The sequence below is a fragment of the Arthrobacter sp. 01T419 genome (genome assembly GCF_056398865.1).
The window spans coordinates 108,876-131,617 of the sequence record NZ_JBFTQF010000011.1; the positions used below are offsets into that span (position 1 = coordinate 108,876).

The following is a 22,742-nucleotide window of genomic DNA, read 5'->3' on the forward strand; positions in this document are numbered from 1 at the left end:
TAATGAATATTCTTCAGAAAAGATCGCTTTTCCTAATCTGATTGTAGATCCATACTGATGGAAACAAAGCCCTCTCCGCACCAAAGGAACGAAGCGCATGAGCACACCAACCCGGGATTCGAGCATCGACGCCAGGACGCAGTCCGCCCCGGAATCCGGTCACCTCCAGGAGTTGGCGCACGAAGCCATCCGCCTGGTCCGCCACTGGCTCACTGAGGCCTCGAAGGTGCCCGTTGACGTTTCCGCACAGCGCCTCGCCGGCGTCCTGAAGGATCCGAATGGCCTGGACTTCACGGTGGGATTCGTCGACGGCGTCATCCGCCCGGAGGATCTGACCGTCGCCGGCCGCAACTTGGCCAAGCTTGCCCCGAAGGTCCCGGCCTTCCTGCCCTGGTACATGCGCGCCGCTGTACGCACCGGTGGCGTCATGGCCCCGGTCCTGCCGCAGGTAGTCATCCCGATCGCCCGCAGAGTCCTCCGTGACATGGTGGGCCACCTGATCGTGGATGCCACGGACGCCAAGCTTGGCCCGGCCATCGCCAAGATCAAGCAGAACGGCGTCCACCTGAACGTGAACCTGCTGGGCGAGGCCGTCCTGGGCGAACGCGAAGCCAGCCGCAGGCTCGAGGGAACCCTCAAGCTCCTGGCTCGTGACGACGTCGACTACGTCTCCATCAAGGAGTCCTCCACGGTGGCCCCGCACTCGCTGTGGGCCTTCGACGAAGCCGTGGACCACGTGGTGGAGAAGCTCACCCCGCTCTACAAGCTGGCTGCATCATTCCCCAAGCCCAAGTTCATCAACCTGGATATGGAGGAGTACAAGGACCTCAGCCTCACCATGGCTGTCTTCACCCGGATCCTGGACAAGCCTGAATTCAAGAACCTCGAGGCCGGCATCGTGCTGCAGGCCTACCTCCCCGACGCGCTCTCGGCCATGCAGGAACTGCAGAAGTGGGCCGCGGCCCGCCGCGCCAACGGTGGTGCTCCCATCAAGGTGCGCGTCGTCAAGGGCGCCAACCTGCCCATGGAACAGGTCCAGGCATCCATCCAGGGCTGGCCGCTCGCCACATGGGGCACCAAGCAGGATTCGGACACCAACTACAAACGCGTCCTCAACTACGCCCTGACCCCCGAGCACATCGACGCGGTGCGCATCGGCGTCGCCGGCCACAACCTCTTCGACGTTGCCTTCGCGTGGCTGCTGGCCAAAGAGCGCGGGGTCACGACGGGCATTGAGTTCGAGATGCTCCTCGGCATGGCCACGGGCCAGGCCACCGCCGTCCGTAAGGACGTCGGCAGCCTCCTGTTGTACACGCCGGTGGTGCACCCGGGCGAGTTCGACGTCGCCATCGCCTACCTGATCCGCCGCCTCGAAGAAGGCGCCAGCCAGGACAACTTCATGTCTGCCGTGTTCGAGCTCAGCGAGAACGAATCGCTGTTCGAACGCGAGAAGCAGCGTTTCCTCGCCTCGCTCGCGGAGCTGGACGACGCCGTGCCGGCACCCAACCGCACACAGGACCGCAACAAGCCCGCGGCGGCCACCCCAAACCAGGGCTTCGCCAACACTCCGGACACGGATCCGGCACTTCCCGCCAACCGTGCGTGGGGCCGCGAGATCCTGAAACGCATCCCGGGTTCCACTGCCGGCGACGCGATCGTTGAAGCCAGCAAGGTCAGCGACTCCCATGAGCTGGACCGCATCATCGCCACCGCCGTCGAGGCTGGCGAAAAATGGGGTGCCATCCCGGCTGCCGAGCGCGCAGCCATCCTGCACCGGGCCGGCGACATCCTGGAATCCCGCCGTTCCGAACTCCTTGAGGTCATGGCTTCCGAGACCGGCAAGACGATCGAACAGGGCGACCCCGAAGTCAGCGAAGCGATCGACTTCGCGCACTACTACGCCGAGCGCGCCAAGGACCTGGAAACGGTCGACGGCGCCACGTTCGTCCCAGCGAACCTCACCGTGGTGACTCCGCCGTGGAACTTCCCGGTGGCGATTCCCGCGGGCTCCACGCTCGCAGCACTCGCGGCCGGATCCGCCGTCGTGATCAAACCGGCAAAGCAGGCCCGCCGCTCCGGTTCCGTCATGGTGGACGCGCTGTGGGAGGCCGGTGTGCCGCGCGAGGTGCTGGCGCTCGTGCAGCTCGAAGAACGCGAGCTGGGCACCCAGCTGGTCTCGCACCCCAGCGTTGACCGCGTGATCCTCACCGGCGGGTACGAGACCGCTGAGCTCTTCCGCTCCTTCCGCCAGGACCTCCCGCTGCTGGCGGAGACCTCGGGCAAGAACGCCATCATCGTCACCCCGCACGCGGACCTCGACCTGGCCGCCAAGGACGTCGTGTACTCGGCTTTCGGGCACGCCGGACAGAAGTGCTCTGCGGCTTCTCTCGTGATCCTGGTGGGTTCGGTTGCCACCTCGGAGCGCTTCCACAACCAGCTCCTTGATGCTGCCCGCTCGCTCAAGGTGGGCTACCCGGAGGAAGCCACCACCCAGATGGGCCCGATCATCGAGTCGGCCAACGGCAAGCTCCTCAACGCGTTGACGACCCTCGGCGACGGTGAGACCTGGGCCGTGAAGCCGGAGAAGCTCGACGAGACCGGCCGTCTCTGGTCCCCGGGCATCCGGTTCGGCGTGAAGCGTGGCTCCTACTTCCACCTGACCGAGTTCTTCGGCCCGGTCCTTGGCGTGATGACCGCCGCCACCCTGGAAGAAGCCATCGCCATCCAGAACGAGATCGAATACGGCCTCACCGCTGGGCTGCACTCGCTCGATTCCGATGAAATGGGCGTCTGGCTGGACACCATCCAGGCCGGAAACCTCTATGTAAACCGTGGCATCACGGGCGCGATCGTCCAGCGGCAGCCGTTCGGCGGCTGGAAGAAGTCTGCCGTGGGTGCGGGCACCAAGGCCGGTGGACCTAACTACCTGGTTGGCCTGGGCAGCTGGCTCCCGTCCGAGCCTGGCGCCAAGCGCGGTGCGACGCTCAAGGGTGCGGCAGCGTCGATCCTGGCCGCGGCCAAGGCCTCGGGCTCGCTTGTTGAACCAAGCGAAGCAGAGGCCCTGCAGAAGGCGCTCTTCAGCGACGCCGCGGCATGGGCCACGGAGTTCGGCACCCGCAAGGATGTCTCCGGACTGAGTGCTGAGCGCAACGTCTTCCGGTACCGGGCCGTTCCCGTCACCGTCCGCCTTTCCGAGGGCGGGAAGCTCGTGGACCTGCTTCGCGTCGTAGCAGCCGGGGCAGTAGCGGGCTCCACGCTCACGGTGTCCACCGCCGTCGAACTCCCCGAAGCTGTTGTTGCGGCGTTCGCGGGGCTGGGCGTGAGCACCCGGATCCAGAACGACGCCGAATGGCTGGCTTCCGCGGCAGGCATCAACGGTGGCCGCATCCGCCTGATCGGCGGGGACAGCAGCGCGCTGAGCGCCGCGACCGGCGGTCGTCCCGACGTCGCGGTCTACCACGGCACGGTGACCCCGGCCGGACGCATCGAGATGTTGCCGTTCCTGCACGAGCAGGCCATCAGTATCACGGCGCACCGCTTCGGCACGCCGAACCACCTGTCGGACGCGTTGATCTAGCGATTCGTCGAGGAAGCCCGGCGGGACGGCCCCAAACCGTTCCGCCGGGCTTCTTCGCGTTTATGCCTCGTAGCCCAGTCGCCGCAACCGTTGCCGGGCAGCCTGCTCGCTTGGGCCTCTGCGGCCCAAAGTCAGGCGTACGACGACGAGGACCGCCCGGGCGGCGAGGATCGACGGTAGCGGGATAGGGCCGAGATGGGCCTTTTCCAGGCCCAACAGCTCCCGATACTTTGGCTCAAGGCTGGCCACGGCCGCGGCAAATAGAATCCGATAGCCCGGTTGAAGCGACGCTTTCAGAGGGGGATTCCGGATGAAATCGACCGTTTCCTTCAGCCGTTGGTCCGAGCGAAGATGGCCGGAGGCGTACCACTGGTCCATTTCCGACGTCACCTCGGCGAGGCTCAGGGGAGGGTTCTGTACGCCCATCAGGCGGCCTGCCTGCGCCCACTCGCGGATGTACGCATCGGCGCCGCCGGGGACAGCACCTCCCCAGATCCTGTGCGCCGTCACGAACGAATCCGCGTACGCAACGTGGACCCAGCGGAGAAGTTCGGGATCGTTGGCTGAATACTCGCGGGTGTGCCCGTGAGCGTCCACGTAATTGCCCTTGACGGAATCGTGGACCCTCCGCACGAAGTGGGTGGCCGTGTTGGCCGCATCCTTGGAGCCGTAGCTCACGGTGAATATCCAACGGATGGTATTTGCCAGCCGGCCGAGGGGATCCCTTTTGAAGCCTGAATGGTCGTACACGCCCGCCAGGGCGCCCGGGTGTAGGGATTGCATGAGCAGCACCCGGATTCCGGCGACGATCGTGGACATGGAACCGTGGACGGCCCAGACGGCCGATCCGGGAAGGTGGTATCCGGCGTCGTTTCCGTCCGCAAGCTGCAGCACCCAGTCGGGAGTGGACTGCGGGTGACCCGTAAAAGTCATCCGCAGTTCCGATTGCCACTTCTTCAGGAAGTTGACCATGGTCCATTGTTGCGCAGCATCCTGTCGGCGCAAGCCGCGGCCTTGTTTACGTAAATGTGCCGGCCGCTGTGGAAACAGCGGCCGGCACATTTCACGCGAGTCTGCTTAGGCCGCGAGTTGCCCGGCAAGTGCCCGACGGCGGCGCGCCGGGGACGCTGCCACCAGCAGGGCGGCGATTGCCACGGCAGCGCTCAGAACCAAACCGGGCCGGTACTGATCGAGCATGGCCGCGGCGCTGACCGTGCTGCTAGTGCCGTCAGCCCCGCCGTGACCGCTCACGAGGGCAGTGGTCACGGCAAGTACCAAGGCCGCGCCAACTTGCGTGCTGGTCTGGATGAGTCCAGCGGCCAACCCTTGCTCCGAATCGCGGATGCCAGCAGTGGCTTGGACATTGATGGATGGGAACGCCAAGGCGAAACCGATGCCCAGCAGGATGACCGAGGGAAGGATGTCCAGGACGTAGTTGGGTGACGTGCCAACGCGGAGGAACAGGACGTATCCCAGTCCCATGGCAGTCAGGCCGGCGAGAATGAGCTTCGGGGCGCCGAATTTCTCGATGAACCTGTCTGCGAACGGGGCGCTTGTTGCGACCAGGAGCCCGGTGGGAAGCAAGGCAAGAGCCATGCCCAGGGGAGACCAGCCGAGCACCGACTGCAGGTACATGGTGAGGATGAACTGGAAGCTCAGGTACGAACCGAACAGCCCGATCGCGCTCAGGTTGGCGCGGGCCACCCAGCCTTCACGCAGGATACCGAAACGGATGAGCGGATGCTTGACACGGTTTTCGATGACCGCGAAGGTTGCCAACACGGCGGCGGAGATGGCGAATCCGGCGATTGTTGCCACAGATCCCCAGCCCTTTTCCGGAGCTGAAACCAAGGTGTACACCAGGCCAAGCATGCCAAGCGCAAGAGTGACGGCGCCCCAGATATCGTGCCCGCTCTCTACCGCGGAAGGCTTGTCCCGTGGGATGAACAGCATGCCGAGAAGCACCACCGCGACGGCGATTGGCACCGACACGAGGAAGGTCCAGCGCCAGCTCAGGCTGGTCATGAGCCCGCCAACAACCAGCCCGAGCGAGAATCCACTGGCGCCGAACGTCGTGAAGATGGACAGCGCCTTGTTGCGCTCGCGGCCTTCGGCGAAGTTGGTGGTGATGATGGAGAACCCTGTAGGGGCGGTGAATGCCGCGGCCAGGCCCTTGACGAAGCGCGTGGCGATCAAGATGGTGGGATCGTCGACGAGGCCGCCGAGGAGTGATGCCGCGGCGAACACGGTCAAGGCGATCAGGAAGATCCGACGCCGGCCCAGCAGGTCAGCGAGCCGGCCGCCCAGGAGCAGCAGGCTCCCGTAGCCAAGGACGTAGGCGGAGACGATCCACTGCAGGGAATCGGTTCCGAGGTGGAGTTCGTGGCCAATTGATGGGAGGGCTACGCCCACCATGGAAACGTCCAGGCCGTCGAGGGCAAGGACTGTGCACACCACCATCAGCAGCAGCCACTGGGCCCTGGTCCAGCGGACGGCTGTGTGGAGCTGCTCGGCAGATCGAGTGAGGGTGCTTGGTGAAGTCATGGCATCAATCTATATGACACGTCATTCAATGACAAGGAATATGACTCAGAATATTATGACGTGGACTTTAATTTCGGTTTCGACTAGAATCGGGCCATGGCAACAACGCAGGATCGCCAGCTGGTTGAGCAATGGCGCAGCATCCAGAACTCGTACTTCCGCACCGCGGCCGCCATCGACCGCGCCCTCGAAGCCAAGTTCGACATCGGCCTGAACGAATTCGAAATCCTCGACCTCGTCGCCGAAAGCGTGGACTCTGCCTGCCGCATGAAGGCCCTCGGGGAACGCACTCCGATGACCCAGAGTGCCGTCTCCAAGGTGGTTGACCGGCTCGAGAAAGCCGGACTCGTCTCCCGCGTCACCTGCTCGGATGACCGGCGCTCGCTGTACCTCGAGCTGACCGAAGCCGGCCGTGCCCTCCATTCGGATGCCGCCGTCGAACACCGCGCGTTGCTGAAAGAGAACCTCGGCGAGTAGCCCGTCAAGGCCCGGCGAGTGTTGCGCAGGCCGGACAAGTATGAAGTCGAGTGTTCCAATTCGATTTCATAGCGGCCACAATGGGACAAGCGCGCCCGTACTGGGGATGAGCGCCCGTCTCAGGAGTGGCTGTGGGAAAGCATCATGAGTCTGGCCAGGTTGTGGATCTGGTGCTCTCAAGAACATTTGGCCGGGTCCTTTCGGCCTGCTTTCTCGCCGTCTTGATGATTTTCGCCTTTGGCTTCCAGGGCCCACGCCTGGGCGGACAATCGGCCGACGGATCGCTGGCCACGGGCCAAGTTGAACCCAGTATGCTCCCCGATGGCGCCACGTCCGGAGTGCAAGGGGCCACGCCCCAAAGCCCGTCGTCTGTCCCCGTTCCAGCTGGTGACAATGCGAGGGTGTCATTTGAACGTTCCCCGGTCCAAACCCTCGACAAGAACGGCGTAGGCAATCTCAACGTCGCTTCGAGCTCCCTCGACCGTCCCGCCGCCGGGAAACTCTACGCGCCGCTTGAAGTGCTGGTCCCTAGCTCCCCCTTCGGGTTGAGGATCGACCCCTTCACCGGCCTGCCCGGGGAGTTCCACTGGGGCCAGGATTTCGCCGCAGCCTGCGGCACACTCGTTTACGCGGCCGATTCCGGCGTAGTCCGCGCCGTGGGCTGGCACCCGTGGGGCGGTGGTAACCGGGTGGAGATCGACCATGGCAACGGCCTGGTCACCACGTACAACCACTTACAAGGGATCGCGGTGGCCAAGGGGCAATCGGTCCGGGTAGGCGAGGTTATTGCCAAGGTGGGAACCACCGGGTCCTCCACAGGCTGCCACCTGCACTTCGAGACGATCCTCAACGGCGTCTATACCAACCCGATGAACTGGACGTTCCTGCCCACCAAACAGGTTGACCTGCTCGGGGACATCGCCATGGTCAGCTACCAGCCGGGTTCCACGACCGCGACCTCGGCAGGGTCCGTCTGGTCCATCCCCGGGGCCGTGCCCACTGAACAGGCAGTGACCGGCGGGGCGCAGGAGGCGAAGGTTGCGCCGCCGAGCCCGTCTACTACGGCCACAGCGACGCCGACCGCGTCACCCACCGCCAGTTCGACTAAGAAGCCGACTCCGTCACCGACGGCGACGCCGACGCCGAGCCCGACGGGCACCGGAGGTCCGAAGACTTCGCCCAGCCCGACGGCGACTCCGACGCCGTCGCCCACCCGGACAACCACGCCGTCGCCCGCGCAAACGCCCAGCCCAACCAATACGCCGCGCATTACCCCCACGCCAAGCAAGACCCAGAGCAGCACCCCGAGCCAACCCGTGGTGACGCAAGCTCCCGTGGTGACGCCGACGCCCACGGTGACTGTCCCGCCCACGGTGACCGTCCCGCCCACGGTCGCGCCGTCGTCGAGCCTTCCCGCTCCGGTGCCCACAGTGACTCACCCCCACTCAACCCCGCCAGCGCCAGCACCCGCCCCGCCGACCCTCGTCAGCCCCACGCCGACGGCTACCTCCAAGCCAGCCACGCCGGTCACCAAACCGTAGGGATCATCGCTTATCCCGAACCACGTCCCACCGCCGTGCCGCGCGTAGACTCGACTGCGGCAGTTTGCCAAGGTTCGACGTCGTAAGGAAGCCATTCAATGTCCCCGCTCTACAGCATCCCCCTGACGTTCAACGACGGCTCCCGCGCCGACTTTGGGCTCTTTGAGGGAAAGGCCGTACTGGTTGTCAACGTGGCTTCGAAATGTGGTTTCACGCGCCAGTATTCTGGGCTTGAGGAGCTCTACGGTAAATACCGTGACCGCGGATTCGAGATCCTGGGCGTGCCGTGCAATCAGTTCGGTGGCCAGGAGAAGGGCTCCGATGCCGAGATCTCGGACTTCTGCCAGCGCAATTTTGGCGTCTCCTTTCCGCTCTCCAGCAAGTCCAACGTCCGTGGCAAGCAGCAGCATCCCCTGTATGCCGAGCTGACCCAAACGGCAGACGGTTCTCAGCCGCAGAAGGTCAAATGGAACTTTGAGAAGTTCCTGGTGAGCCGCGACGGCGAACTGCTCGCTCGCTTCCCCTCCGCCGTCGAGCCCGATTCCGAAGAGCTGATCGGGGCGCTCGAAATGGCGCTCGCCTAGGCCGGCCGGAACGAACCCTGGGCGACGCCCTCGGCGAGGGCAGGACGGTTATCAACCACCACTTCGCCGTCAACAACCGTCAGGATCACCGGAGTCTGCGCGAATTCGTCCGGCGCCGTCGTCAGGGGATTGTGCCGGACCACCGTCAGATCGGCGCGGGCTCCTCTTTCCACGATTCCGCCTTCTTCGCCAACCGATTGCCAGTATTGGCTCGTGTAGCCTTCGATCGCGGCACGCGCGGAAAGCGCCTGTTGCGGCTGGACGGGCTCGACGTCGGGCCTTCCGGCTGGGCGGCGTGTCTGCGCTGAGGCGATGATCGCCCGTGGGTCGAAGGGGGCGATTGGCCAGTCCGAGCCGAGGGCAACGATGGCTCCGGCATCGCGGAGGTCGCGGGTCCGCCATGCATGGTTGGCCCGTTCGGTGCCGAGTCTGTGGGACCAGTTGTCGCTGTGGTCTGCGCGGCTGTACAGGGCGCAGTGCGTCGGCTGCAGGCTCGTTGCGGCGCCCGCGCTGACGATTTCCGCCAAGACTGAGTCCGGGATGGACTCGATGTGCTCGATCCGGTGGACTGTGCCGTTCTTCGGGAGGGAACCGATGGTCCGCGCCACGAAGGAGACGGCTTTGTCACCGATGGCGTGCGTGGTGGTGGGGATCCGGTGTTCGTGGAAGAACTTCATGGCATCTGCGAGAGCCTCGGGATCGTGCCAGAGCGGATGGAGGGATTCCCCGTGGGTGTCGGGTTCAAAGAGCCAAGCCGTGCCGTTGTCGATAGTGCCGTCCATCATGAGCTTGATGCCATGAACGTGCCAGCGCCTGCCGTGCCGGCCCTGCATTGCGAGCATGGCCCGCAGGTCCTCCTCGGTGGCGCCCGGCATGACCCACGGGGAGATACGCAGCCGGATGGCGAGCTCGCCCCGTAGTTCAAGGGCCTCCAGCACTTCCAGGGTGTCGGGGGCGCCGAAGTCCAGCATTTGGCCCGCGACCAGCCCCGATTCGGCCATGGAACGCAAGAGTTTCTCGAGTTCGTCGACGCGTTGTTCGAAGGAGAGCTGGGGAAGGATGATCCGGACAAGGTCTTGGGCAGCCATTTCGTAGAGCATGCCGTTGGGCTTGCCCTGCTGGTCGACCCCGACGTAGCCGGTGCTGGGGAGCACTTCCGCTCCCGTGACGCCGGCGAGCTTGAGTGCGGCGTCGGACACCAGTGAGGCGTGGCCGTCGAACAGCGTGATGAACACGAGTTCGTCGTCGAGGATGCCGTTGAAGAGGGAGTTGTTGAAGTTTGCTTCCCCGAAGATGACCGGGTCGAGGCCCCAGGCGAAAAGCCAGTCGGAACCGACGGCGTGAGCCGTGGAAGCGGCGTGCCCCGCAAGGGCGGCCCGGACGGCGTCGAACTCGGTGATCCCGCTCAGGTCAAGTCCTCGCGCGATCTCCGCCCCGAGGATGGGGTGGATGTGGGCGTCAATCAAGCCTGGGCAGACCGTTGCATCGCCGACGTCGATCACCTGCTCGGCTCGTACGATCCATTCGTCGGCACCCTCGGTGGGCCCGACGTGCGCGATGCGGCCATCGGAGACTGCGACGAAACCAGCCGTCTCTTTGAGCGACTCGCCGTGGAGGATGCGGGACGAGAGGATGATGAGATCGATGGGCTCTGGCGTGGTCAAGATGTAACTCCTTGTTGTGTTCGGTGCCCGACGCCGGCCCGGGAGGGATCAGGCGTCGTCGATGGCTGCCCGCAATCCTGCCGAGAGGACATCGGCAAGGAAGGCGAAACGGTCTACGGGGTGCTCTGCCACGGCTTTCTGCGCCGCGAACAGGTGGGGATAAGTGTCCTGCTCCTCATCAGTGATGCTCCACGCGGATTCCATGGTCATTGCGTCGAGGCTCGCGCCGATCGCGGCGCTGTCAAGGGTTTCCAGTGTGGGAATGACAAGGTGCTTTGGCGTCCCTGCGAGCTCGAACGCTTCGACAAACCGGTCGTAGAGTTCCAAAGCTGCAGGGTGTGACACCGGCTGCGTAAGCAACAGGGGGAGGAGCGCCGGCACCAGGCTGTATGCCTTTCGGAGGGCGTCGAAGGTCAGGCGGATGACTTCGTCCAGGTTGCCGGTCTTCAGCTCGGGCATCGGGGACCTCTCAACCAGCGCCCCACGGGCGAGTTCGACGATCTCCTGGCGGCCCGTGACGTGCTTGTAGAAAGATGACTGCCGGACGCCGAGACGTTCCGCAAGCCTGGGAATTGACAGGCTCTCTTCCTCTTGGAACATCTCAAGCGCCGCGCGGCCGATGGCTTTCCGTGAAAGCCGAGGAGTCCGGGGCCGTCCTAGCTGGCTGGTTTTGCTGGGAGTCTGCATCTCTCAAGCCTAGGCTCCGGGGTCATTCGGCGTGGCCGATGCGTTGGTAGGCGGCTGGTTTCATCCGGCGCAGGACGAGGGCGAGCACGGTTCCGGCGCCGAATAGGAGGGGCGCGAAAACCAGGAGCGTGGTGTTGACGGGGTCTCCGGCAGGGAGGCCGGTGAGCAGTTGGGCGTTTGTGGCCATGAGGTAGGTCACCACGCACATGATGATGGTGGCGGCCACGGCGGAGGGGATGACGTACCAGCGTAGGCCGTGGTCCTTGAGTCGGGTGAAGAAGACCACGACGCCGACGCCGGTGAGTGCTTGCAGGAGGAGGATGCCGATCACGCCCGGAGTGTTGGTCCAGATGAGGAACTGGGTGAAGGGGTCCAAGTGGAACAGGGCCGCGCCGATCACGAGGGCGAGGGCGAGGAGAGTCTGGTCGAAGCCGGCCACTGAGGGGGTGCGGTATCGCGGGCTGATCCGGCCTGCGCGTTTGGGGAAGATGCCTTCACGGCTGAGGGAAAGCGTGTAGCGGTTGATGGTGTTGTGGAAGGAGAGTTGGGCGGCGAAGATGCTGGTGACGATCAGCACGCTCATGAGGTTCACGCACCAGGGGCCGGCGAAGTTGCCCGCTGCAATGTAGGCGGTGTCCCCGGCGTCGAGGTGGCCTGCGGCGAACGCTTGGACGGCGTCCGCTCCGAAGGCCTGGACGATAATCCAGACGGCGAAGGCGTAGAACGCGCCGATGAAGGCGATGGAGATGTACGTGGCACGTGGAACGCTCCGGTCCGGGTCCCGGGCCTCTTCCCGGTAGAGGGCGCCGGATTCAAATCCCATGAAGGCTGAGAAGCCCAGGCCCAGGACGGCAGCGAACTGCGGAGAGAAGATGGCCTCGGGGCTGAACGATTCAAAGCCGATGCCGTGTGCGCCGCCCTGCGCCAGGACGAACGCAGCGACAATCGCGACGATCGCCGTTTCGAGGGTGAGCAGGACGGCGAGGACCTTCGCGCCGACGTCGATCCCGCGCCAGCCCAGGTACCAGACGGCCCCGATTGCCACGATCGCGTAGAGCCACCAGGGAAGTTCCACGCCGGTGAAGGACTTCACAGCGAGGTTCGCCTGGATGCCCAGCAGTCCGTATAGGCCGATCTGCAGGCCGTTGTAGCTCATCCATGCGGTCAAGCCAGAGCCCAGGCCCACCACGCGGCCGAGGGTTTTCGAGATGTAGCCGTAAAAGCCGCTGTAGGACCGGACATGCCGGGTGAGTGCCATGAAACCGATGGCGAACAGGCCCAGGCCCAAGGCCGCGGCGATGTAGATGGACGGGGCGCCGACGCCGCCGACCGCGAGTGCAAGTGGGGCAATGCCGACGACGATGGTCAGCGGTGCGGCCGCCGACACCAACATGAACACAATGTCGCGAGTGCCGATTGCGTTCTTCTTCAGTCCAGCCTCGGGGCTGGAAGTCACGGGCGGCGTCATTGCCGTCTCTTCTTTAGTGAAAGCCATTCACTTATTGTGAGGGGTACCACATGATTGAGTCAAGAGAGCGCCGACGCTCGCTCACCTTTGTCGCCTTTTTGAGCAACCCTCGTTCACTTCTGGGGCCCAAAGGGACCGACGACGGCGGCCGGCGGCACTTCGGCGCGGCAGCCGCCGTCGGGCACTACCCCCACGACGCCCACTCACTTTTGGCGTCTCTTTTGGCGACGCTCCATCTAGTGAGGGAGCGTTTGGCCGGATGGGCTTAAGGGTGAGGGAGCGTTTGGCCGGAAGGGCTTAAAGGTGAGCGAGCGTTTGGCCGGAGGGGCTTAAAGGTGAGCGAGCGTCGGGGGGAGGGCGCGCGTAGGTGAGGGAGGGTTGCTGTGACCCTAGCGCTGGCTGGACCCTCGGATGATGAAGCGGCCGTCGGTGCCGGCTTCGCTGCCCCGTTTCGGAATCCCGCCCAACTGTTCCACCAGTGCGGCGATAGCCGCCCTCGCCAGAACCTCGGGTTCGAGATCGATGGCGCTGATGGGCGGGACACTGTTGCGGGTCTGCTCTGAGTCTGAGCCGGCCACGATCAGGATGTCCGCGGGGGAAGCGATGCCGGCCTCTCCTAGTCGGGCCATCATTCCGGCCGCATGGCGCCCTGTCAGGCAGTAGACGGCGTCCGGCCGATCTGTCATCGAGAGAATCTCCTCGCCGATAGCCCTTCCGCCAAGGGTGCCGCTCGTTTCCCGCTGGGTCACGACGATTGGCTCTTGGCCCCGCTCGGAACACCATTCCCGGTAGCTGGCTTCAGTGGTGATGTTCCAGGAGTTGCGGTCGGTTCCGATGGCGATCGCCACCCGGGCTGCCCCGTTCTCCTCCAGGTGATCGAGGACGTGCCTGGTGATCTTGGCGGTGCGGGGCTCGATCCAGGCGTCGTAGTGGGGCCGGCCGAGGTCCTTGCCGACGGTGAGCAAGGGAATTCCTTCGGCTTGCAGTAAATCGATGACGGGATCGTTCTCCACAGGTTCCGTGATGATGAAGCCATCGGCCGCAAGCGAGATGCTCGGCGCATCCGGCAAGGTGGGGTCGCTGAGCAGCATGAGTCCGTAGCCGTGTTCGAGGGCACTTAGTGAGGCGGCTCCAGCAAAGCGCAGAAAGTAGTCCACGCCCTCCGGCAGGAATGACTCGAGGGTGTCCAGCGGGCGAAGGACGAGCGCAAGGATGCCCAGGCGATTGTTTCGAAGACCGCTGGCGACGGCGTTGGGCCGGTAGCGCAGCCTCCGAGCGGTTTCGACGACCTTCGCACGCGTCGATTCTGCGACTATTCCCTTTCCGCTGAGCGCATGGGAAACGGTGGTCACGGAGACCCCGGCTTCCCTGGCGACTTCGCGGATGGTGGAGCGTGAGTTTCGCTGCGTCATGGCTGCAAGGGTATGCCCTCTGGAAGCCTCGCCGAAATCGTTTTGGTAATTTTCTCGAAAGTCTTGCCCAAAACGTTTTGGGTGATTAGCGTCACTACAGCAATCAGCAGCCGATGGGGGCGGCCCCCTACCAAGCGAAGTACGGGCGCTCATCACCGGACGCTCCCTCACTTTTTGTTGATCCCACACCCAAGCGAAGGATTACCCTTGCAGAGCATTACCGACCGCCTACACGTCACCGCAAGCTCAACCGACCCGTTCGAGCGCGGGCGCCACCGCGGAACGCAGCTCCGCGGCGAGCTCCCCGCAGGCCTCCGTACCTATCTCGATCTCTTCGCGAAATATGGGCTCGATGAGGGCATGGTGCGCGACTTCGCGATGCGCAGCGCGGACGCGATCGGCAACTGGCGCGCCACCCGCCGTGCTGAGATGGACGGCATCGCCGACGGCGCCGGCGTCGAGCCTTGGCACATTTACGCGCTCAACGCGCGGACTGAGATCCTGGCGAGCGGCGTTGGACCTGCCGTCAACGAATGCTCCACCATCGCCCGCCGGGTCGAACACGCCGACGGGACCGTGCACACCTTCGGCTCGCAGACCTGGGATTGGCACCATCAGCTCAACCGCGAGTGGCACACCCAGGAAATCCGGGGTGGACGCTACGACTTCGTCGGCCTCACCGAGCACGGGATCCTCAGCAAGATCGGCGTTAATAGTGCTGGCCTCGCACTCCATTTCAACATCCTCCGCCACCACGCAGACGGCGCCGTAGGCATCCCCGTCCATGTGCTCTCCGCCACCGTACTCGAGGAGGCAGCCTCCGTAGGCGAAGCGCTCGACATCATACGCGCGGCCCGGCGCAGTGCATCCGGCTCCTTCACCCTCTTCGACTCGCGAACCGCGATTACCGCAGACATTGCGCCAATAGGGGTGTTCGTGATCGAGCCCGTCAACGGCACGGTGGTCCGAACCAACCATTTCCTGAGTCCTGAAGCGCAGGCCGACGAGAAGACCGAATACACCCAACCCGACTCCGGTGAACGCTACGACCTCATCCGGAGCCGTCTCAAAGAGTACCCAGCACCACACACGAGCGACGACCTTCTCGCCTTCCTCTACTCGGATCCTGGGCAGCCACTTCTATGCCACCGACCTGATTTGTCCCTGCCGTTCGGTGAACGGGTGGCCACACTCGCTACCGTGCAGCTCGAGCCAGCTTCGCGCACCGCGCGTCTTGCGGCAGGCAGCCCGATCGAGGCTCGCAATGGCGTCTGGCGGACACTCGTCGCCTAAGACCAAGGCGACCTGCGTGCCCCGCGCGGTCACGAAGTCGAAAACTCTTGACCGTGATCCGCGTCACTGTTCTAATAAACGAATGCCATTCATTTATCTCCCCGGAATGGCGATTTCCCCCTCCCCCCAGCGCTCCAGCTGACTCGAAGGCAAGGCAGGCCCCCGCAGTGGCTCCAAAGTTATATGTCAAAGCGCGGTTCTTCACCGCGGAACAACCTCCTTGGGCGGAAGCCCTCGTGGTCGACGGCAACAAGATCGCCTACGTCGGGAACGAGGAGACCGCGCGGCGCATCGCGGGCGCCGACGCGGAGGAGGAGGACCTCGGCGGCGCCCTCGTCCTCCCCGGCTTCGTCGACGGCCACGCCCACATCGTCGGGACAGGGGAGGCCGCAGGCCAGGCCGATCTGTGGGGCGCGCGTGACCTCGGCGAGATCCAGCGCCGCGTCGCTCGCTGGGCGGCCGAGAACCCCGACGCCCCGCGCGTCCGTGCCCAAGGCTGGCTCCCGGGCACGGTCCCGGGCGGGCGCCCCACCCGCCAGATGCTCGATGCGGTGGTCCCTGGCCGCCCGGTCTACGTGCAGACCTACGACTACCACTCGATCTGGCTCAACACCGCCGCCCTCACGGAGCTCGGCATCGACCGCAATACCGTGGCACCTGTGGGCGGCGCGATCGCGCACGACGAGGCAGGCGATCCGTCGGGCTACATCGACGAGACCGCGATGCAACAGCTCGTGTGGCCCCACCTCGACGGCAACGCGAGCGACGCCGACCGCGACCGCCATCTCGAGGCGGCCCTCGCGGGCTACCGCGCTACCGGCGTCACGGCGGCGACCGACATGGGCCTCGACGACGGCGATCTGGCCGCCATGGTCCGCGCCGAGGAAGCCGGAAGGCTCACGGCGCGCATCTCCGCCCACTACCGTATCTACCGCTCCGAAGACCCCGCCGAGGATCTCGCCCAGGTCGCGCACGCCGTCGAACTTGCCGCCCGGCACGATTCGCCGTGGTTCCGCGTCGTCGGGATCAAGGTCATGGTGGACGGCACAGTGGACGGCTGCACGGCGTCGCTCGGCCGCCCGTACGCCGACGGTTCGCTCGCAGACCCGATCTGGGACGTGGAATCCCTGGCGCCGGTGGTGACGGCGGCCGACGCCGCAGGCCTCCAAGTGGCGATGCACGCGATCGGCGACGAAGCCGTGCGCATCGCGATCTCCGCCGTCGAGCGGGCCGTTGCAGCCAACGGCCCGGCACCGCGCCGCCACCGGATCGAGCACCTCGAGGTCGTTGAGCAGGCCGACATCGCGCGCCTCGCGGCCCTCGGGATCACCGCGAGCATGCAGCCCGTCCACGCCGATCCGGCCATCCAGGCGAATTGGCGCGCCAAACTCGGCGACGAGCGGATCGAGCGTGGCTTCCCCTGGGGCGAGGTGACGGACGCGGGCGCGACCCTCGCCTTCGGCACGGATTCGCCCACTTCGCCCTACGCGCCGTTGCCCAACATGTTCGTCGCCGCCACGCGTCGCTCCGCGTTCGATCTCTCGCTCCCGGCGAACGTCGAGGGCTACGCGCTCCCGCTCCACGAGGCCGTCACCCATGCGACGCGCGACGCCGCGTGGTCGTGCCGGGCCGAGGACAGGATCGGCCGACTCGCCGCGGGCCTCCTCGCGGACTTCGTCGTCGTCGACCGCAACGTCTTCGAGGGGCCCGTCGAGGAACTCCTCGAGGCCTCGATCGTACGGACGGTGGTCGGCGGGCGCGACGTCCACGCTGCGGCAGCGGCGGTGGCCCAATGAACTCGCCGGCAGCACGCGCCGCTTGGCACACGATCCGCTTCCTTGGCGGCCGGATCGGCGGGCTGCTCGCGACGCTTCTCGCGTCAAGTTTCGTCGTCTTCGGCGCCCTGTATCTCGCGCCGGGTTCGCCGATGACGTTCCTCACCCACGGCCGTTCGATGACGCCTGATGCCATTGCACAGATCAACCAGCAGTACCACTTCGACGAGCCGTTCGCGATGCAGTACGTCCGCTGGCTCGGCGGGATCCTCCAAGGCGACTTCGGCCGCTCGATCCTCTACAAGGACGCGGTGAGCTCGCTTCTCGCGCAACGGATCGGCACGACGGTCGCGCTTGTTGCCCTCAGCGCGCTCCTCGTTGCTTTCGTCGGCCTTGCGATCGGCATCTTCTCGGGCCTCAAGCCAGGCTTCGCGTCGAACGCCCTTATGGGGATGTCGACGGCGGCGATGGCCGTGCCGACGTTCGTCGCCGCAGTGGTGCTCACGCTTGTCCTCGCCGTCGAGCTCGGCTGGTTCCCGGTCTTCGGTGTGGGGACCGATCCCATCGACATGGTGTATCACCTCGTCCTGCCGGCTTTCGCCCTCTCGCTCGCCTCGATCGCCTTCGTCGCACGGCTCTCGCAGGCGGCCATCCGCCAAGAGATCTCCGCCGACCACGTTCAGACCGCGATCGGTCGCGGCTTCCCGTACGGCGTCGTCGTCCGCCGCCACGTGTTGCGCAACGCATCGCTTCCGGTGCTCACAGTCCTTGGCCTCACGCTCGCGGGCATGATCTCGGGCACGGTCGTCGTCGAGCAGGTCTTCCAGCTCAACGGGGTTGGAAGCCTCCTCGTGAGTTCCGTCCAGCAGAAGGACTTCCCCGTGGTGCAGGCCATCTGCCTCGTCTATGTCGCCGCCTTCATCATCTTGAACACTGTCATCGACCTCGCGTATTCGATCCTCGACCCGCGCGTCTCGGTCGGAGGAGGAAAGCCATGACCGCCCTTGCCGCCATCGCCGAGGCACGCCGGCGCACCCGAAAGCGTCCCCTCGGACGCCACCTGAGCATTCTGGGGTGGTGCGCCGCGGCCGTGCTCGCCGTCGTCGCGCTCCTCGCGATCTTCGGGCCGCTCCTCGTCACGGTCGACCCCAACGCCGTCGACCTCTCGGGGGCCTACTCGGGCCCGAGCCCCGAACACCTCCTCGGCCAGGACGCGAGCGGACGCGACCTCTTCTCGCGCCTTCTCTCGGGTGCGAGCACCTCACTCGTAGGCCCGCTCCTCGTTGTCGTCGCCTCGACCGTCCTCGGGACGGCGCTCGCGCTGTCCGCCGTGTGGATCGGGGGCTGGTTCGACAGCGCCATTGCCCGCGTGATCGACGCCGTGTTCGCGTTCCCGGGACTCCTCCTCGCCATCCTCGCGACGTCGATCTTCGGCACGGGCCTCCAGGCCGCGGTCATCGCTCTCTCGATCTCCTACACGCCCTACATTGCGCGCATCGTGCGGGGCGCGGCCTTGCGAGAACGCTCGCTTCCGTATGTTGCGGCACTCCGCGTCCAGGGCCTTCGGGGCACCTCGATCAGCCTGCGCCACATCCTGCCGAACATCGCCGGACTCATCAGCGCGAACGCCACCCTCTCGTTCGGCTTCGCGCTCATTGACCTCGCGGCCCTGTCCTTCATCGGCCTCGGCGTCCAGGCGCCCACCGCGGACTGGGGCGCCATGATCGGAAGCGGCATGGCCGGCATCCTGCAGCTAGAGCCGCAGGAAGCCCTCTGGGCCAGTCTGCTTATCGTCATCACCGTCGCCGCCGCGAACAGCCTCGGCGACGAACTCGTCAAGCGATCGGAGAACCGCTCATGAGCGCCCTGCTCGAAGTCGACGGGCTGAGCGTCCAGCTCCCCGTCGCCGGGGAGTTCCGCACGGTTCTCCAGGATGTCTCGTTCAGCTTGGAGGCCGGGCAGACGCTCGGGCTCGTGGGCGAATCCGGCTCGGGGAAGTCGATGACTGTGCGCAGTATCGCGCGGCTCCTCCCGCCCGGCGCCCGCACCACCGGATCCATCAGATTCGACGGCGCGTCCGTCCTCGACCTGCGCGGAGACGCGCTCCGCAAGTTCCGCTCGCGCGACGTGTCGATGATCTTCCAAGACCCCCGGGCGCACACGAACCCCGTGCGAAAGATCGGCGACTTCCTCACCGAGGCCATGCGCATCAACGGCAAGGTCCCGCCACGCGAAGCGGAACGCCGCGCCGTCGAACTCCTCGCCGAGGTGGGAATCCACGACGGCGAGCGGCGCCTCAAGCAGTTCCCGCACGAGCTCTCCGGTGGTTTGCTCCAGCGCGTCATGATCGCGGCAAGCCTCGCGGTGAAGCCGCGCCTCATCCTCGCCGACGAGCCGACAACCGCGCTCGACGTGACCACCCAGAGCGAAGTCATGGCGATCCTCGCGCGCCTCCAGCGCGAGTACGGGATGGCAATGCTCTTCATCACGCACGACCTCGAGCTCGCGGCCGCGGTGTGCGACCGCACAGTGGTCATGTACGCGGGTGCGATGGTCGAACACCAGGATTCCTCGCGGCTCCACACGGATCCGCTGCACCCTTACAGCGCCGCGCTCATGCAGGCGCGCCCGGAGATCGACCGACGCGTGCCGCGCCTGCCCGCGATCCCCGGCCACCCGACGTCGGCCTTCGAAGCACCGGACGGGTGCGCCTTCGCCCCACGCTGCCGTTTCGCGGAGGACGCGTGCCGCGCTGCGCTCCCGCCGCTCGAAAGCCTGGGCGATGCTGCATACAGCCGCTGCCGCCGGGCGGAGGAGCTTCGCGGGCATCTCCTCGCGACTGCGGAACACAGCGGGGGACTTGGAGCCGGTGCTGGCGTTGGGGACAGTGCCGGACTTGAAGAGGAGGTGGCGCGATGATCGCGGCACCCGGAACGGAACCGACGACGGCGGCATCCGGCGCAGGGCGCACGGAACCCATCCTCGCGGTTGATGGACTACGGAAGACGTTCGGACGCGGTCGCAAGGAAGCCGTGGCCGTCGACGGGATATCCTTCGAGCTCCACGAGGGCGGTTCGCTCGGAATCGTGGGCGAGTCCGGCTCCGGCAAGACCACCACCGCGCGCATGCTCATCGGCCTCGAACAACCCACCGCGGGCCGGATCCTCGTGGACGGTTCCGACCTTACCCGGCCCGCGCGCCGGATCAAGGACCTGCGTGCCCGAGGACGGCTCATCCAGATCGTCTTCCAGGATCCATACACATCCCTCGACCGGCGCCAGAAGGTCGGGGACTGCCTCGGCGAGGTCGTGCGGCTTCACTTCGGGCTCTCCGGCTCGGCCCTCGATGGGCGGGTGCGCGAGCTCGGCGAACTCGTAGGCCTCCAGGAGCGCCAGCTCCGGGCCCTCCCGCGCGAGCTTTCGGGCGGCCAGCGCCAGCGCGTCGCGATCGCGAGAGCGCTAGCGGCGGAGCCGAAAATCCTCATCCTCGACGAGGCCGTTTCGGCCCTCGATGTGTCGATCCAGGCCCAGATCCTCAATCTGCTGGCCGACATCCGCGAACAGCGTGGAGTCAGCTACGTGTTCATCAGCCACGATCTTGCCGTGATCCGGCAGATCACCGACACGGCCATCGTCATGCGGCACGGCCAAGTCGTCGAGCAGGGGCAGACCGCCAACGTGCTCGACAGCCCCCAGGACCCCTACACGAGGCTCCTGCGGGACAGCGTCCCCCACGCGGGATGGCAGCCCGGAACCGTCAAATGAGCCATCCGGCCCACCCCAACACCTGATCCACCCTGTCTGACTTTCGCCCCCCATCAGGAAGAACACATCATGAACCAGAACCGTGTCCGGTCCCGCGTGGCCGTCGCCGCTGCGGGCTTGCTCGTCACCGCCCTCGTCGGAGGCTGCTCGGGCGGAGGTCCCGCGAAGGCCAAGGACAACACAAGCGCCTCCGGCCCGACCATCATGACGGCCGCGGCCAAGTCCGAAGTCGAGAAGATCACGTGGAACGTCTTCGAAGGCGAGCCCCAGACGATCGACCCGTACAAGTCCGCCGACTACACACCTAACATGATCAACTCCAACATGTGCGAGAACCTTCTCCTGCAGACCCCGGACTCCCAGATCAAACCCAATCTCGCCAGCAAATTCTCGAACCCTGACCCGCTGCACTGGGTCTACGACCTCCGCAGTGACGTCAAATTCTGGGACGGCACACCGATGACGGCGGACGACGTCGCATTCAGCCTTCAGCACAACCTCACCGACAAGACGAGCCTCTACAACTACCTCTTCGGCAACGTCGACAAAATCGCCGTGACGGGACCGAACCAGGTCACCGTGACGCTCAAGTCGCCCGATTACCTCATCAACGACGAGTTCGCGAGTTACGCTGGCGTCGTCGTCGAGAAGAAGTTCTTCGAGGCGCACTCGGCGGACTTCGGCTCGCCGTCGACCGGCCTCATGTGCACCGGCCCGTTCAAGTTCGACAAGTGGACGCAAGGCCAGTCGATCTCGGTATCCCGCAATGACTCCTATTGGAACGCGGACCTCACGCCCAAGGCGAAGAAGATCGACTTCACGTTCGTGACCGACGGCGCGGCCATCACGTCGGGCCTCCTCGCGGGTCAGATCGACGGCACGTTCAACGTTCCGACTGCGAGCATCGCCCAGCTCAAGAACACCCCCGTTGGGACGTTCACGGAGGGTCCCGCCCCGTTCAACACCACGATGGTGTGGGCCAATCCGCAGGGTGCGGGCAGCAACGCGCAGGTGCGCAAGGCCCTCCAGGAGGCGATCGACTGGGCCGGCATCGCGAAGCAGACCTTCGGCGGGACAGGTGCCCCGATCAAGCTCCAGACGCCGTCGACCGTGTTCGGCTTCGCCAAGACGCCGATGGATGCGCTCGAAAAGTCCCTTCCGGACCCGGCGTCTGTCCAGTATGACGACGCGAAGAAGATCGTCGACGGACTCCCGGCAGAGGTGAAGGCCAAGAAGATCGTCATGGTCGTCCCGGATGCCGCCGAGACACAACAACTGGGCATCGCAATCAAGGACGCGGCAGGCCGCATCGGCCTCAACTTCGAGCTCAAGGTCGTCCCGCAGACCGGCTACACCAACTACCTGTACGATCCCGCGACCCGCGCCGGAGTCGACATCCTCTACACGCAGTTCTGGCCGAACATCCCGAACCCGCTCGATTGGCTCGTGACCACAGCGGTCTCGGGCGGCCTGTTCAACCAGTACAACTACGACGGCGTCGACAAGCAGTACGCCGAGGCCGTCGCAACCGCTGACCCTGACAAGCGCGCGCAGCTCGTGGCCGACATCGAGACGAAGCTCCACAACGATCTGCTCCCGATGGTCCCGGGCGTCAAGCTCGACAACACGGTGTGGATGAACAAGAAGATCACCGGTGCGCCGGCGGCGTTCTCCTACGTCTACTACCCCTGGGCCGCGCATCTCGGCGGAACCCAGTAGCACCTACCGCGAAGCTGGAGCTCGTCACCCCTGGGGGGCGGGGCCACCAGGCTAAACCCCAACAACAGGATGGAATGAGTGTGAGCCGCGTACTGCTCGTCATCGACATTCAAAACGACTACTTTCCCGGGGGGGGACTGTCTGAATAACGGTGTGTGAGGTCCGGCCTGATCCGAAAGGAGACGGCCGTGTCAGAGTCCACGACCGCAATGACAGGGGTGATGATCGATCCTGTGA

17 protein-coding genes are annotated in these 22,742 nt (G+C 65.5%); 11 read left to right on the top strand and 6 right to left on the bottom strand.

Annotated elements, in window-relative coordinates:
* The first annotated feature begins 97 nt into the window (after window positions 1–97).
* On the top strand, window positions 98–3,577 hold the full coding sequence (locus tag AC1DLO_RS16230) for a bifunctional proline dehydrogenase/L-glutamate gamma-semialdehyde dehydrogenase (RefSeq protein WP_476890569.1): 3,480 nt from the start codon (window positions 98–100) through the stop codon (window positions 3,575–3,577).
* A gap of 60 nt (window positions 3,578–3,637) precedes the next feature.
* On the opposite strand, the gene AC1DLO_RS16235 is transcribed toward AC1DLO_RS16230, so the two are convergent.
* Together AC1DLO_RS16235 and AC1DLO_RS16240 are read right to left on the bottom strand one after the other, a co-directional pair.
* Window positions 3,638–4,549, bottom strand: a complete 912-nt coding sequence (locus tag AC1DLO_RS16235; protein WP_476890587.1) for an oxygenase MpaB family protein — start codon at window positions 4,547–4,549, stop codon at window positions 3,638–3,640.
* A gap of 105 nt (window positions 4,550–4,654) precedes the next feature.
* Window positions 4,655–6,121, bottom strand: coding sequence for an MFS transporter (locus AC1DLO_RS16240; protein ID WP_476890570.1), 1,467 nt, complete (start codon window positions 6,119–6,121; stop codon window positions 4,655–4,657).
* A 96-nt stretch (window positions 6,122–6,217) separates the two neighbouring features.
* Between AC1DLO_RS16240 and AC1DLO_RS16245 the strand changes: the two genes are divergently transcribed.
* The 3 genes from AC1DLO_RS16245 to AC1DLO_RS16255 all read left to right on the top strand — a co-directional run bounded on the left by AC1DLO_RS16245 (window position 6,218) and on the right by AC1DLO_RS16255 (window position 8,723).
* Window positions 6,218–6,598 carry a MarR family winged helix-turn-helix transcriptional regulator gene (locus AC1DLO_RS16245; RefSeq protein ID WP_184741332.1) on the top strand — a complete coding sequence of 127 codons (381 nt, stop codon included), beginning with the start codon at window positions 6,218–6,220 and terminating at the stop codon, window positions 6,596–6,598.
* Between the two features lie 401 nt (window positions 6,599–6,999).
* On the top strand, window positions 7,000–8,139 hold the full coding sequence (locus AC1DLO_RS16250; protein WP_476890571.1) for a M23 family metallopeptidase: 1,140 nt from the start codon (window positions 7,000–7,002) through the stop codon (window positions 8,137–8,139).
* Window positions 8,140–8,237: 98 nt separating this feature from the next.
* On the top strand, window positions 8,238–8,723 hold the full coding sequence (locus AC1DLO_RS16255; RefSeq protein WP_476890572.1) for a glutathione peroxidase: 486 nt from the start codon (window positions 8,238–8,240) through the stop codon (window positions 8,721–8,723).
* Here the strand turns inward: AC1DLO_RS16255 and AC1DLO_RS16260 are convergent.
* The 4 genes from AC1DLO_RS16260 to AC1DLO_RS16275 form a co-directional block, all read right to left on the bottom strand.
* Window positions 8,720–10,387, bottom strand: a complete 1,668-nt coding sequence (locus AC1DLO_RS16260; RefSeq protein WP_476890573.1) for an amidohydrolase — start codon at window positions 10,385–10,387, stop codon at window positions 8,720–8,722. The two genes, AC1DLO_RS16255 and AC1DLO_RS16260, sit on opposite strands and share 4 nt — an antisense overlap.
* A gap of 48 nt (window positions 10,388–10,435) precedes the next feature.
* Window positions 10,436–11,074 carry a TetR/AcrR family transcriptional regulator gene (locus AC1DLO_RS16265; protein ID WP_476890574.1) on the bottom strand — a complete coding sequence of 213 codons (639 nt, stop codon included), beginning with the start codon at window positions 11,072–11,074 and terminating at the stop codon, window positions 10,436–10,438.
* Window positions 11,075–11,096: 22 nt separating this feature from the next.
* Window positions 11,097–12,569 carry an APC family permease gene (locus AC1DLO_RS16270; RefSeq protein ID WP_476890575.1) on the bottom strand — a complete coding sequence of 491 codons (1,473 nt, stop codon included), beginning with the start codon at window positions 12,567–12,569 and terminating at the stop codon, window positions 11,097–11,099.
* Between the two features lie 362 nt (window positions 12,570–12,931).
* Window positions 12,932–13,954 (bottom strand): LacI family DNA-binding transcriptional regulator, encoded by a 1,023-nt coding sequence (locus tag AC1DLO_RS16275; protein ID WP_476890577.1) that lies wholly within the window; start codon window positions 13,952–13,954, stop codon window positions 12,932–12,934.
* A 207-nt stretch (window positions 13,955–14,161) separates the two neighbouring features.
* Between AC1DLO_RS16275 and AC1DLO_RS16280 the strand changes: the two genes are divergently transcribed.
* From AC1DLO_RS16280 to AC1DLO_RS16310, 7 genes are all read left to right on the top strand, one after another.
* Entirely contained in the window at window positions 14,162–15,247 is a 1,086-nt protein-coding gene (locus AC1DLO_RS16280; protein ID WP_476890578.1) for a C45 family autoproteolytic acyltransferase/hydolase, read from the top strand.
* 167 nt (window positions 15,248–15,414) lie between these two features.
* Entirely contained in the window at window positions 15,415–17,043 is a 1,629-nt protein-coding gene (locus tag AC1DLO_RS16285; RefSeq protein ID WP_476890579.1) for an amidohydrolase, read from the top strand.
* The gene (locus AC1DLO_RS16290; RefSeq protein ID WP_221451659.1) at window positions 17,040–18,020 is read left to right on the top strand and encodes an ABC transporter permease; all 981 of its coding nucleotides are present in this window, start codon (window positions 17,040–17,042) and stop codon (window positions 18,018–18,020) included. The genes AC1DLO_RS16285 and AC1DLO_RS16290 overlap by 4 nt, the downstream gene beginning before the upstream one ends.
* Window positions 18,017–18,883: an ABC transporter permease gene (locus AC1DLO_RS16295; protein WP_184741325.1), complete on the top strand. Its 867-nt coding sequence runs from the start codon at window positions 18,017–18,019 to the stop codon at window positions 18,881–18,883. The genes AC1DLO_RS16290 and AC1DLO_RS16295 overlap by 4 nt, the downstream gene beginning before the upstream one ends.
* Window positions 18,880–19,941 (top strand): ABC transporter ATP-binding protein, encoded by a 1,062-nt coding sequence (locus AC1DLO_RS16300; RefSeq protein WP_476890580.1) that lies wholly within the window; start codon window positions 18,880–18,882, stop codon window positions 19,939–19,941. The genes AC1DLO_RS16295 and AC1DLO_RS16300 overlap by 4 nt, the downstream gene beginning before the upstream one ends.
* Window positions 19,938–20,786 carry an ABC transporter ATP-binding protein gene (locus tag AC1DLO_RS16305; protein WP_476890581.1) on the top strand — a complete coding sequence of 283 codons (849 nt, stop codon included), beginning with the start codon at window positions 19,938–19,940 and terminating at the stop codon, window positions 20,784–20,786. Before AC1DLO_RS16300 ends, AC1DLO_RS16305 begins: the two co-directional genes overlap by 4 nt.
* 69 nt (window positions 20,787–20,855) lie before the next feature.
* A complete protein-coding gene (locus AC1DLO_RS16310; RefSeq protein WP_476890582.1) occupies window positions 20,856–22,505 on the top strand; it encodes an ABC transporter substrate-binding protein in 1,650 nt (549 codons plus the stop codon).
* The last annotated feature ends 237 nt before the right edge of the window (window positions 22,506–22,742 follow it).